Below are 12,122 nucleotides of genomic sequence, written 5' to 3' on the forward strand. Positions count from 1 at the left end.
ATGTGGTACGTCGTCGCGATCGTCGTCACCGCACTGCTGTCGGTGGCCCTGATGCCCAAGCCGCCGGCCCCGAAGCCGGCCGCCCTGGAGGATTTCGAGGCGCCCACGGCCGAGGAGGGCCGGCCGATCCCGGTCGTCTTCGGCGCGGTGCTCATCCGTGGTGCCAACGTCGTCTGGTACGGGGACCTTGCGGCCGAACCGATCAAGAAGAAGAGCGGCAAGAAGTGAGCCAGGACGTGACCGTCACCATCGCCCACGTGCGCGCCGCCGGGATGTGCGTGCACGGCGCGCGCACCTGGTTCGCGCGTCACGGCCTGGACTTCCGCGCCTTCCTGCGCGAGGGCATCCCGGCACAGGTCATGCTGGCCACCGGCGATGCGATGGCACTGCGCGTGGTCGAAGTCGCCCGGCAGGGGCATGAGGAGCCGCACTGATGGGCGGCAAGAGCAAAAAGCAGACCGTCGGCTACCGCTACCGGATGGGCCTGCACCTGGTGCTGTGCCAGGGGCCGGTGGACGCGGTGCAGGAGATCCAGGTGGGCGACCGCACCGCCTGGGGCGATGCCAGCCGCGCACCGCTGCCGTCCGGCCACGGGCTCGGGCGCATCCGGATCGATGCGCCCAGGCTCTTCGGCGGCGACGAACGCGAAGGCGGGGTGGTGGGTGATGTGGACGTGATGGGCGGCGCGCCCACCCAGGGCCGCAACGACTACCTGATGGGCCGCCTCGGCGCGGCCATCCCGGCCTTCCGCGGCGTGCTGTCGCTGGTGGCGCGCAAGATCCTGCTGGCCACCAACAACCCGTATCTGAAGCCCTGGGCGGTGCGGGTGCGGCGCTTCACGGCGGGCTGGCACGATACGGGATGGGGGCTCACCGAGGCCGAGGTGAGAGCCTGGGATGCCGACACCGGGGCCTTTGTCACCGTCGGCATGAACCCGGCGCACATCCTGGTACAGTGCCTGACCGACCCGCACTGGGGCATGGGCTATCCGCTGAGTGCCATCGGCAATGGCTTTGGCCAGGCCGCATCGGTGCTGGCCAGTGAGCAGTTCGGGCTGAACCTGATCTGGACGCGCCAGCAGCCCATCGAGAGCTTCATCGCCCAGGTGCTCGACCACATCGGCGGCATCCTCTACGTCGATCCGGAGCGGGGCACGTTCGAACTGAAGCTGCTGCGCGACGATTACTGGATCGATGACCTGCCGCTGCTGGGCCCCGACGAGATCGTGCGCATGGAGCGCTTCGAGCGCGCGCAGTGGGGGGAGTTGCCCAACGAGATCACCGTGGTCTACACCGACTGGGCCACCGGCGGCGAGGCCACCGTCTCGGTGCAGAACCTCGCGGCCATCCAGCTGCAAGGCGGGGTGATCAACCAGCGCCGTGACTATCCGGGCGTCAACTTTGGTCCGCTGGCCGCGCGGTTGGCGCTGCGCGATCTGCGCACCCTCGGCTCGCCTTTGGCGCGCATGACGTTCACCATCGCCCCTTCCGCCCTGGAGCGCCCGCCCCTGCCGGGGGACGTGTTCCTGCTGCATTGGCCGCGTCTTGGCATCGAGCGCATGGTGGTGCGCGTGACCGGCATCGACACCGGCGCGCTGGGCGCCATCGAGTGGCGCATCGAGGCGGTGGAGGACGTCTTCGGCATGACCGACACCGTTCTGTCGCCCCCGCCGCCGCCGATCGAGGAGCCGCCGCTCGCGCCGCTGCCGCCCGCCCTGGTGCTGGCGGTCGAGGTGCCGTACTGGGAACTGGCGCGCAACCTGAGCCGGGCTGACCTGGCCCAGATCACCGACACCGACACCTATGTCGGCGCGCTGGCCGCTGCGGGCGGCCAAGGGCAACTCAACTGGCGGCTGGCCACCGGCCCCGGCAGCGCAAGCCTGGAGGCGGTGGCCACCGAGGATTACGCGCCGCTGCTGCGGCTGGAGGCCGCCTTGCCGGCGAGCGAGGCCGATGCGCTCACCGTGCCGGTGACGGCCCTGGCAAGCCCCGAGCGCCTGAGCATCGGCGACTACGCCTACCTGGTCGATGCCGCAGGCCAGATCCGCGAAGCCGTGGCGATCCTCGCCTTCGATGCCACCGCGGGCACAGTGGATCTCGCCCGCGGGGTGCTCGACACCACGCCGCAGATGCATCCGGCCGGCACGCGGCTGGTGGGCGTGGGCGAGTGGCTGGCCGCCGAGACCGCCGAGCGCGCGCCGGGCGAGTCGGTGTTCGTGGCCGCCATCCCGCGCACGACCGGCGCCGAAGGGGATGCGGTGCTGGCTGCCAACGGTGCGCCCCTCGTGCTCGCCGGCCGCCAGGCGCGGCCGTACCCGCCGGGGCGCGTCCGGCTCAACGGTCAGCAGGAACCCGCCGTGATCGCCGGCGACCTGATCCTGACCTGGGCGCACCGCGACCGCACCCAGCAGACCGCCTACCTCGTGCGGCAGGACGAGGGTGACATCGGCCCCGAGCCCGGCACCTCCTACACCGTGCGCCTGCGTGACCGCAACGGCACTCTGGTGCGCACGCAGAGCGGCCTCACCGGCAACACCTGGACCTGGGACGTGGCCAGCGCCGCCGTGGACGCGGGTGCCGAAGGAGACCTCATCACCATCGAGATCGAAGCCGAGCGCGAGGGGCTTGTGAGCTGGCAGGCGCAGGTGCGCAGCGTCGAGCGCGCCGGCTACGGCCTGCGCTGGGGCCAGTACTGGGGCGGTGGATAACCCCACCGCGAATCCGGTTTGAACGCACCGCAAGGAGACATGTCATGGCATTGACCGATCCGAATCTTGGCCTCGCCTACGGATGGACCCTGGGCGAATCCGGCTGGCACACCGGGATGGACGCCAACCTCAAGCGCCTGGGGGCCATCGTCGGCCTGTCCGTCAAAGACCGCGACCTGACCGCGCCGCCCGCCAGTCCGGCCGATGGCGACCGCTACATCATCCCTGCCGGCGCGACCGGCGCCTGGAGCGGCAAGGCCGACCAGATCGCGCTGTGGATCGACGGCGCCTGGGAGTACCACGCGCCCAAGGTCGGGTGGCTCGCCTACATCGAGGACGAGGCTGTGCTCTCGGTCTGTAAGGCGACCGGATGGAGCATAGGGGCCGCAATCTGACCAAAATGCGGGTGTACCCCTGTCTCAAATCAGGTGCAAAACTGTCTCAAATCAGGTGCGCAATTACACCGGGACGAGGCGCCGCCGGCGGACGCTCCCCCTCATGCCGGCACCGGCCGCCGCGCCCAGTCGCGCACGATGCGGGCGATATCCGCCACGCCATCGGTCAGCGCGGCCGGGCCCGGCTGCAGGATGCGGGGCGACTTGATCTCGAACAGCTGCCCGTCCCGCACGGCCGGGATCTCCGCCCAGCCGGGACGGGCAGCGACCTTTTCCGGACGGAAGCGCTTGCCGCACCAGCTGCCGAGGATGATGTCCGGCGCGCGCCGCACCACTTCGCCCGGATCCTCCAGGATGCGCGCCTTCGCCAGCGATTCCTGCGCGCGCTCCGGGAAGACGTCGTCGCCGCCGGCGATGCGGATCAGCTCGGCCACCCACTGGATGCCGGTGATCGGCGGCGCGTCCCATTCCTCGAAATACACCTTCGGCCGCCGCGGCAGCGCGGTGGCCTGCGCGGCGATCGCCTCCAGCCCGCGCTGCAGTTCGACTGCATAGGCATCGGCACGCGCCGCGGCACCGACCAGCGCGCCCAGCCGGCGCACGTAGTCGAGGATGCCGTCCACGCTGCGGTGGTTGCTGATCCACACCTCCACGCCGCGGCGGATCAGCGCCTGCGCGATGTCGGCCTGGATGTCGGAAAAGCCGATCGCAAAATCCGGGCGCAGCGCCAGGATCGCCTTGATCTTCGCACTGGTGAACGCGCTCACCTTCGGCTTCTCGCGGCGCGCGCGCGGCGGCCGCACGGTGAAGCCGCTGATGCCGACGATGCGGTTCTGCTCGCCCAGCGCGTACAGGACTTCGGTGGGCTCTTCGGTCAGGCAGACGATCCGGCGCGGCCCGCTCACGGCAGCGCCATCCAGCACTCGTCCACGAAGATCGCCGGCACCTCCCACGGATGATGGGGGCGGATACCCAGTTCGATCACCCGCGCCAGCCGCTGCGGATCGCGCGGCAGGGCGAACACCAGGCGCACGCTCGCCACCTTCGCCACTTCGCCAATGCTCCCGTATGCCGGATTGGCGCCCGGCAGCGGGCGGAACTGCTCCTCGCCCACGGCATCGATCCACAGCACGCGGTCGTAGTGGCCGGCCTGCAGCGGCTCCACCGCGCAAATTCCCTCCTGCACCGCCTGCACGTGCTCCGGCGGCACCTGCACGCTCACCCGGTAAGCCGGCTGCAGGGTCACGGGTAGAGCATCCGCTCGGACCAGGCACCGTCCGCACCGCGCGCGTGCAGATGGCGCTCGTGCAGGCGGTATTGCGCGCCGTACCAGAACTCCACCGCGTGCGGCACCACCCGGAAGCCCGTCCAGCGCGGCGGACGCGGCACCTCGCGACCCTCGAATTCGGCCTCGAACTTCGCCAACCGCGCCTCGAAGGTCTCACGTGCCTCCAGCGTCTCGGACTGCTTCGAGGCCCAGGCGCCCAGCTGGCTGCCGCGCGGCCGGGTGGCGAAATACGCATCGGCCTCGGCGTCCGACACCTGCTCCACCGCGCCCTCGATCCGCACCTGCACGCCATTGCGCACGCGCGGCCAGTGGAACAGCAGCGCCGCGCGCGGGTTGGCCTGCAGCTCGCGGCCCTTGCGGCCGTCGAGGTGGCTGTAGAACACGAACCCGCGCGTGTCGTGCGCCTTCAGCAGCACGACCCGCGCCGACGGCGCGCCGTCGGGCGTGGCGGTGGCCAGGGTCATTGCGGTGGGGTCGGGCTCCCCGGCCGCCGCGGCTTCGGCGAACAGGGCATCGAAGGTGTGCAGGATGGCGTCGGGCAGCGTGCTCATGCGCCCATTGTCGCGCAGCCGAACGCGCGCCGCACGGCTGCTAGCATGTGCAGCCATGCGCGCGCGTCCACACATTCTGCTGATCGGCCCGATGGGCGCCGGCAAGACCACCATCGGGCGCCTGCTCGCGGCGCGCCTGGCGCGCCCGTTTCTGGACCTGGATGCCGATATCGAAGCCGCGGCGGGCCGCTCGATCGCGGCCCTCTTCGCCGCCGAAGGCGAAGCCGGCTTCCGCCGCCGCGAGGCGCAGGCGCTGGCCACCGCGCTGACCGGAACGCCGGCGGTCATCGCCACCGGCGGCGGCGCGGTGCTCGACGCCGGCAACCGGGCGGCGATGCGCGCAGCCGGCACGGTGGTGTACCTGACCGTCGATCCGGTGATCCAGCTGGCGCGGCTCGGCGGCGACACCGGCCGGCCGCTGCTGCAGACCGCCGATCCGGCCGGCACGCTGGCCGCGCTGCAGGCGCAGCGCGAGCCGCTGTACCGCGACGCGGCGCACCTCGTGTTCGACGCCGGCGCCCCTCGCACCGGACGCGGCCGCCGCCGCGCTCGCCGCGCGCCTGGCACAATGCGAGGCGATGCCGGCATGAGCGCGCCGATGCGCACGGTCGAGGTCGGCGGCGCCGCGCCCTACCGCATCCACATCGGCGCCGGCCTGCTCGCCGACGGCGCACTGCTGGCGGACACGCTGCGCGGCCGCCACGCGCTCGTGGTCAGCGACAGCCACGTGGCGCCGCTGTATGCGCAGGCGGTGGAGGACGCGCTGCGCGCGGCGCGGCCGGACCTCAGGATCGGCCACCACGTGCTGCCCGCCGGCGAGGCGGAAAAGACGCTGGCCAACTTCGCCGCGGCGATCGACGCCCTGGCCGCGCTCGGCGCCACCCGCGACGCCTGCGTGTTCGCACTCGGCGGTGGGGTGGTCGGCGACCTGGCCGGCTTCGCCGCCGCCTGCTGGATGCGCGGGATCGACTGCGTACAGCTGCCCACCACGTTGCTGGCGATGGTGGATTCCTCGGTCGGCGGCAAGACCGCGGTGGACATCCCGCAGGGCAAGAACCTGGTCGGCGCCTTCCATCCGCCGCGCGCGGTGGTGGCCGATACCGCCACGCTGCGCACGCTGCCGCCGCGCGAACTGCGCGCGGGGCTGGCCGAGGTCATCAAGTACGGCGCGATCGTGGATGCGCCCTTCCTCGCCTGGCTCGACGCGCACGCCGGGGCGCTGCTGGACGGCGACGACATCGCGCTGGCCGAGGCCATCGCCCGCAGCTGCGCGCACAAGGCCGCGATCACCGAACGCGATCCGCACGAGCGCGGCGAACGCGCGCTGCTCAACTTCGGCCACACCTTCGCCCACGCCATCGAGGCCGAGCAGGGCTACGGGCGCGGCCTCAATCATGGCGAAGCGGTGGCGGTGGGGATGCTGCTGGCGGCGCGGCTGGCGGCCACGCTGGGGCTGGCCTCATGGGCCGATGCGGAGGCGCTGCGCATGCTGCTGCTGCGCTTCGACCTGCCGGTGGCGCTGCCTGCCGGGCTGGCGCCCGACGCGCTGCTGGCGCGCATGCGACTGGACAAGAAGGCGCAGGCCGACGGCCTGCGCTTCATCCTCTGGAACGGCCCCGGACTGGCGCACGTGGTATCCGGCGTGGATGAAGCCGCAGTACGGTCGGTGCTGGGTGAGGACTGAAGACCGCGCCGGCCGGGGACGCGCGGGTGCCGGTCCCGCACCTTACAATGCCGCCCCATGCGCCTGCTGCTGCAACAACGCCCCGACGGCCGCGAAGCCCCACGCTTCGTCCAGCTCCAGCTCCAGTCCGACCTGCTGGGCGGCTGGGAGCTGCTGCGCGAAAGCGGCCAGACCGGCGGCCGCAGCACCCTGCGGCGCACGCTCTATCCCGACCAGGCCAGCGCGCTGGCGGCGCTGGAGAAGGAGCGCGACGCCCAGCTGCGCAAGGGCTTCCAGCTGATGTTCGCGCAGGGCGCCGATGCACCGAAATGACCGCTGCGCGGTGGCGGCTGCCCGCCGTCCCACGCACCACCGGCCTGCGCCCGCGGGCCTGCCATTCCTTCCGGAGACCCATCCGTGTCCACGCCCCTGAAGAACGATCGTTTCCTGCGCGCGCTGCGGCGTGAGCCGGTGGACTGCACGCCGGTCTGGCTGATGCGCCAGGCCGGCCGCTACCTGCCGGAATACCGCGCCACCCGCAAGGCCGCCGGCAGCTTCCTGGCGATGGCCAAGACCCCGGAGCTGGCCTGCGAAGTGACCCTGCAGCCGCTGCGCCGGTTCCCGCTGGACGCGGCGATCCTGTTCTCCGACATCCTCACCGTGCCCGACGCGATGGGGTTGGGGCTGCATTTCGTCGAGGGCGAAGGCCCGAAGTTCGAGCGCCCGCTGCGCAGCGTCGCCGCGATCGACGCACTCGCGGTGCCCGACATGGAAACCGAACTGCGCTACGTGATGGACGCGGTGCGCCTGATCCGCCGCGAACTGGACGGCGCGGTGCCGCTGATCGGCTTCTCCGGCAGCCCGTGGACGCTGGCCTGCTACATGGTGGAAGGCGGCGGCAGCAAGGAGTGGGGCAAGGTCAAGGCGCTGGCGCTCAACGAACCCGCGGCGATGCACACGCTGCTGGGCACGATCACCGACGCGGTGATCGCCTACCTCACCGCGCAGCACGCCGCGGGCGCGCAAGCGCTGCAGGTGTTCGACACCTGGGGCGGCACCCTGGGCCCGGCGATGTACCGCGAGTTCTCGTTGCCCTACCTCACCCGCATCGCGGCGGCGCTGAAGGCGCTTGGGGTGCCGGTGATCCTGTTCGGCAAGGGCAACGCCCCGCACCTCGACGCGCTGTTCGCCAGCGGCGCGGATGCGATCGGCGTGGACTGGACGGTGACGCTGGAAGATGCCGCGCGCCGCAACGGTGGCCGGGTGGCGCTGCAGGGCAACATGGACCCGGCGATGCTGTACGGCAGCCCCGACGCGGTGCGCGCGCAGGCGCGCGCGGTGCTGGACAGCTACCGCGACGGCAACGGCGGCAGCCGCGAGGGCCACGTCTTCAACCTCGGCCACGGCATGGCGCCGGACATGAACCCCGACCACGTCGCCGCGCTGGTGGACGAGGTGCACGCCTACAGCGCGCGCTGACCTGCCCCAACACAGCCCTGCGTCGCGACGAGCGCGCGGCGCGACCAGGGCAGTGCAACCGAGCGAGTATCGGGGAGCGGCTTGCGCTGCCCCGGCCGCACCGCGTGCGCGGCCGCAACCAAGCCCGCTTGCCAGCGCAGGTGCACGCATCGCGTGCCCGACACCACGAAGCGCTATGACGCCTCCGCCATCAGCGCCGACAGCGCCCGCCCCAGCATCGCGCCGGTCACCGGCTTGCGCAGGAAGCCGTCGAACCCGGCGGCGCGCGCTTCCGCCTCGGCCTGCGCATCGGAGCGCGCGGTGACCGCCAGCAGCGGCGCACTGAAGCCCTGCGTGCGCAGCATCCGCGCCAGTGCCAGGCCGTCCATCCCTGGCAGGTCGAGATCCAGCAGCGCGGCATCGAAGCGGCAGGCCGCCGCCTCCGCCAGCGCGCCCAGCCCGTGCCCGACGTGTGCGACCGCATGCCCCTGCGCCTGCAGCAGGCCGGCGATCGCCTGCGCCACGATCGGGTCGTCCTCCACCAGCAGCAGTTGCAGATCGCGTACCGGCACCACGGGTTCCGCCGGCATTTCCTCCGCTGGCGCGGCGACCGCCGGTGCCAGCGGCAGTTCCACCACGAACCGCGTGCCCTGCCCGGGCGTGCTGTCCACGGTGATGCGGCCACCCATCGCCGCCGCCAGTTCCTGCGAGATCGCCAGCCCCAGCCCGCTGCCGCCGTAGCGCGCCGCGGTGCGCGCACCCTCGGCCTGCTCGAAACGGCGAAACAGGCGCTCGCGCTGCTCCGGGTTCAATCCCGGCCCGGTATCCGCCACCACGCAACGGATGCCCTGCGGCTGCAGCGCGGCCACCTCCAGCGTCACCTGCCCGGCCTCGGTGAACTTCACCGCGTTGCCGAGCAGATTGAGCAGGATCTGCTGCACGCGGGTGCGGTCGCCGCGCAGGCCCGCAGGCACGTCATCGCCGACATGCTCGATGAACGCCAGGCCCTTGCGCGCGGCCAGCGGCGCCATCAGCGCGCCGATTTCCTCCAGCAGCGGCCGCAGGGCGAAATCGGCGGGCGCCAGTTCCAGCTTGCCGGCCTCGATCCGCGCCAGGTCCAGGGCATCGTTGACCAGCCGCAGCAGATGCTCGCCGGCGCGCCGGATCGCCTGCACGTAGCCGCGCTGCAGTTCGTCCAGCGGCCCCTCCTGCAGCAGTTCGGCCATCCCCAGCACGCCGGTCATCGGCGTGCGCACCTCGTGGCCGAGGGTGGCCAGGAAACGCGACTTCGCCTGCGAAGCCTGCTCGGCCAGCATCCGCTTTTCCTCGGCCAGCTGCCAGGCATGCCGGCGCTTCAGACGCAGACGATAGGCGCGCGCGGCCAGCACCAGCACGATCAGTCCGGACAGTACGTACGCCGCCAGCGCCCAGCCAGTGCGCCACCACGGCGGCGGGATCTCGAAGGTCAGCCTCTGCTCGGCCGCCGGATTGCCGGCGGCGTCCTGCGCGCGCATGCGCAGCACGTAGCGGCCCGGCGTCAGCCCGGCGAATACCCGCTCGCCGCTGGCACCCAGCGCGACCCAGCCGCGGTCGAAGCCCTCCAGATGCGCCCAGTAGCGGTTCGCGGCCGAATCGTCGAAATCCAGCAGGCGCGCACGGATGCGCAGCTCACGATCCTGCTGCGCCAGCTGCACACCGGCGCGCGCCGGCAGTTCCTGCCAGCGTCCGTGCCGGCGCACCGCAATGCCGTCGAAACGCAGCCGCGGCCGCCGTGGCGGCGGGTCGCCCATCGCCGTGTCCACCATGCGCAGGCCGCCGTCGGCGGTGGCGGCCACCAGCAGGCCGTCGTCGCGCAGCAGGGCCGCGCGGTCGAGGTATTCCTCGCCGCCGGCATCGTCGCGCACGCCGGCGTGGGTCAGCCGCTGCTGGGACGGGTCCCAGCGGTACAGCCCGCGGCTGGTGGTGATCCAGACCCGGTGGCGGGCATCCACCAGCAGCGCGGCCGCCGCCACCGCAGGCATGCCGTGACGGGTGTCGATGCGGGCGACGCGCTGCCACTGTTCGCCCTGCCGGCGATAGCCTTCCAGCCTCGCCAGGCGCTGCAGCCACAGGGTATCGTCGCCATCGAACGCGAGCGCGTACACCCGGCCCTCACCCATCGCCGGCACCGGCAGGAAGCGGCCGGTCGCGGGCGCGAAGCGCAGCACGCCGGTGCTGGTGGCCAGCCATGGCGCGTCATCCGCCGCCAGCACCATGTCCTCGATGTCGGCCTCGCCCAGCCCGCTGTCGCCGTCGGCGCGCAGGTCGCGCAGAACCGCGCCGCTGGCCGGGTCGCGCTGCTGCACGCCGCCACCGATCGCCGCCAGCTCACAGGCTGCCGTCGCGCGCGGGCAGCACGAACCCGACCTGGCCGGGCGGCACCGGGGCCCTGGCGTCCTCGGCCGTCCACTCATCGACGGCATCGCCGGTGATCCGGATCAGGCCGCCGCGGTGGGCGATCCACAGCCGGCCTGCGGCATCCTCCGCAATGGCTGCCGGCTTGACGCTGCGCAGGCGCTCCAGCAGGTCATCGGTCAGCGGCGCGATGCGGCCGTCCGCGCCGAGGTGCTCGACCACGCCGCCCAGCCCGCCGAGCCATACGCCGCCGTCGCCCGCGCGCCCGAGTGCGCGGTACATCGCCCCGTGCAGGCCGTCCTCCGGGCCTTGGAACAGCGCCATCTGGCGCCAGTCCGAGCGCAGGTAGCCAAGGCCGCGCCCGAGCACCGGCACCCACAGCGCATCCCCTTTCTCTCCCAGCAGGGCGCTGATCGCGCGCGGAATGGCCGGCCCGCCCAGCGGCACCGGGACCGGCGCCTGTTCGCCCTGCTGGTACCACAGGCCGCGCTGGCTGCCGATCCAGTGGTCGCCCTGGGCATCGGTGACGATCGCCAGCAGCGCGTTCGGGCGCTGGAACATCGGCGCCCACGCCGGCTGCGTCCAGCGCCCGTCGGCATGCCGCCATACCCCGAGCGCACTGCCGACCCACAGCCCGTCCGGCTGCGCGGACAGGGCATACACCATGCCCGCGCCTTCCGCGCCGGGCAGCGGCACCGCCTCGAACCCCGCCCCGCGCTGGCGCGCCAGCCCCTTGGTGGTGCCCACCCACAGCCCGCCGTCGGCATCCACCGCCAGCGCCAGCACGGTCGGCGCAGGCAGGCCCTCCGCCACGCCGTAGTGGCGCATGCCGCCATCGGGCGCGACCCGGGTCAGGCCGCCGTCGTAGGTGCCCGCTTCACACCGCATCGCCCTGGCGCGCCATCGCCCACACGTCGTCGCTGCCGAGCTGCGGATGGGTGGCCTTGCGCAGCGCGCGGAAGTGCTGGCGCGCGGCATCCAGCACGCTGACGCCCTCGCCTTCCACCGCCACCCACACCCGGTCCTGCGCGTCCACCAGCAGCGCCTGCACGTTGTTGCCGGGCAGGCCGTCGGCCACGTCCGGGTCATGCCGCCAGACGCGCATGCCGACGCCATCGTGGCGGGCCAGGCCGTCGGCGGTGCCGATCCACAGATAGCCATCGGCATCGCGCGCCAGCGCCTTGATCTCGGTCGAGGGCAGGCCCTGCGCCGGGCCCACGATGCGAAAGCGCGGGCGCTCGGGCGCGGCGGCCCAGACGCAGGCGCAGGCCAGCCACAGCAGCAGTGCAAGGCGTCGACGCATGGCGTTCTCCCGGATGGGGCGATGCTGGCAACCCTGGGCCGCGCATGCAAGCGCGGCCGCTGCCGGCACCCGCTATCCCCCCGAGCCAGCGCCGCACCGCAACCGCATCGAACGGCCAGTCCAGCTCGCGCCCGCTGCGCGGCTGGCGCAGCACCGGCACCCGCAGACCGTAGCGCGCTTCCAGCGCCGGATCACCGTCGATGAACACGCTGGTGAACGCCGGCGCGCGCGCCGCCGCCAGCGCGGCCAGGGCCTGGTCGCACAGATGGCAGTCGTCGCGCTGGTAGAGGGTCAGGCCCATACGCCCGCGTCCTATCTCGCCTCGCCTGGCGCCTAGAATACGCAATCCCCCAGCCCGGCAGC

At 72.7% G+C, this 12,122-nt stretch carries 13 protein-coding genes and 2 pseudogenes; 8 read left to right on the plus strand and 7 right to left on the minus strand.

The annotated features are described in order from the left end of the window. Genes LJB71_RS12760 through LJB71_RS12775 form a run of 4 tightly spaced genes read left to right on the plus strand, consistent with a single transcriptional unit; the run spans position 1 to position 3,102 of the window. A complete protein-coding gene (locus LJB71_RS12760; protein ID WP_259304480.1) occupies positions 1-228 on the plus strand; it encodes a hypothetical protein in 228 nt (75 codons plus the stop codon). After that, the gene (locus LJB71_RS12765) at positions 225-434 is read left to right on the plus strand and encodes a hypothetical protein (RefSeq protein ID WP_259304481.1); all 210 of its coding nucleotides are present in this window, start codon (positions 225-227) and stop codon (positions 432-434) included. Before LJB71_RS12760 ends, LJB71_RS12765 begins: the two co-directional genes overlap by 4 nt. After that, positions 434-2,707 carry a phage tail protein gene (locus LJB71_RS12770; RefSeq protein WP_259304482.1) on the plus strand — a complete coding sequence of 758 codons (2,274 nt, stop codon included), beginning with the start codon at positions 434-436 and terminating at the stop codon, positions 2,705-2,707. Before LJB71_RS12765 ends, LJB71_RS12770 begins: the two co-directional genes overlap by 1 nt. Before the next feature lie 44 nt (positions 2,708-2,751). Beyond that, on the plus strand, positions 2,752-3,102 hold the full coding sequence (locus tag LJB71_RS12775; protein ID WP_259304483.1) for a DUF2793 domain-containing protein: 351 nt from the start codon (positions 2,752-2,754) through the stop codon (positions 3,100-3,102). Between the two features lie 101 nt (positions 3,103-3,203). On the opposite strand, the gene LJB71_RS12780 is transcribed toward LJB71_RS12775, so the two are convergent. From LJB71_RS12780 to pdxH, 3 genes are read right to left on the minus strand one after another with little or no spacing between them, the layout of a single operon-like run. Next, on the minus strand, positions 3,204-4,007 hold the full coding sequence (locus tag LJB71_RS12780) for an ABC transporter substrate-binding protein (protein ID WP_259304484.1): 804 nt from the start codon (positions 4,005-4,007) through the stop codon (positions 3,204-3,206). Next, a complete protein-coding gene (locus LJB71_RS12785) occupies positions 4,004-4,348 on the minus strand; it encodes a hypothetical protein (protein ID WP_259304485.1) in 345 nt (114 codons plus the stop codon). The genes LJB71_RS12780 and LJB71_RS12785 overlap by 4 nt, the downstream gene beginning before the upstream one ends. Then, complete coding sequence (gene pdxH, locus LJB71_RS12790; RefSeq protein ID WP_259304486.1) at positions 4,345-4,941, minus strand: pyridoxamine 5'-phosphate oxidase; 597 nt, start codon at positions 4,939-4,941, stop codon at positions 4,345-4,347. The genes LJB71_RS12785 and pdxH overlap by 4 nt, the downstream gene beginning before the upstream one ends. Before the next feature lie 91 nt (positions 4,942-5,032). On the opposite strand from pdxH, the pseudogene LJB71_RS12795 reads away from it, so the two are divergent. From LJB71_RS12795 to hemE, 4 genes and pseudogenes are all read left to right on the plus strand, one after another. Continuing rightward, a pseudogene (locus LJB71_RS12795) lies at positions 5,033-5,446 on the plus strand (shikimate kinase); the annotation flags it as partial. Between the two features lie 81 nt (positions 5,447-5,527). Beyond that, positions 5,528-6,625 (plus strand): 3-dehydroquinate synthase, encoded by a 1,098-nt coding sequence (gene aroB, locus LJB71_RS12800; protein WP_259304822.1) that lies wholly within the window; start codon positions 5,528-5,530, stop codon positions 6,623-6,625. A gap of 57 nt (positions 6,626-6,682) precedes the next feature. Further along, positions 6,683-6,937 carry a WGR domain-containing protein gene (locus LJB71_RS12805; protein WP_259304487.1) on the plus strand — a complete coding sequence of 85 codons (255 nt, stop codon included), beginning with the start codon at positions 6,683-6,685 and terminating at the stop codon, positions 6,935-6,937. An 84-nt stretch (positions 6,938-7,021) separates the two neighbouring features. Next, the gene (hemE, locus tag LJB71_RS12810; protein WP_259304488.1) at positions 7,022-8,083 is read left to right on the plus strand and encodes a uroporphyrinogen decarboxylase; all 1,062 of its coding nucleotides are present in this window, start codon (positions 7,022-7,024) and stop codon (positions 8,081-8,083) included. A 173-nt stretch (positions 8,084-8,256) separates the two neighbouring features. Here hemE and LJB71_RS12815 read toward each other — a convergent pair whose 3' ends face one another. The 4 genes and pseudogenes from LJB71_RS12815 to LJB71_RS12830 all read right to left on the minus strand — a co-directional run. Further along, positions 8,257-10,407 (minus strand): hybrid sensor histidine kinase/response regulator, encoded by a 2,151-nt coding sequence (locus tag LJB71_RS12815; protein WP_259304489.1) that lies wholly within the window; start codon positions 10,405-10,407, stop codon positions 8,257-8,259. A 22-nt stretch (positions 10,408-10,429) separates the two neighbouring features. Continuing rightward, on the minus strand, positions 10,430-11,344 hold the full coding sequence (locus tag LJB71_RS12820) for a two-component regulator propeller domain-containing protein (RefSeq protein ID WP_259304490.1): 915 nt from the start codon (positions 11,342-11,344) through the stop codon (positions 10,430-10,432). Beyond that, positions 11,334-11,759: a two-component regulator propeller domain-containing protein gene (locus LJB71_RS12825; RefSeq protein ID WP_259304491.1), complete on the minus strand. Its 426-nt coding sequence runs from the start codon at positions 11,757-11,759 to the stop codon at positions 11,334-11,336. Before LJB71_RS12825 ends, LJB71_RS12820 begins: the two co-directional genes overlap by 11 nt. An 82-nt stretch (positions 11,760-11,841) precedes the next feature. Beyond that, positions 11,842-12,060 (minus strand): annotated as a pseudogene (locus LJB71_RS12830) (glutaredoxin family protein); the annotation flags it as partial. Positions 12,061-12,122 lie beyond the last annotated feature (62 nt).

The organism is Thermomonas sp. S9 (assembly GCF_024704365.1).
Taxonomy (GTDB): Bacteria; Pseudomonadota; Gammaproteobacteria; order Xanthomonadales; family Xanthomonadaceae; genus Thermomonas.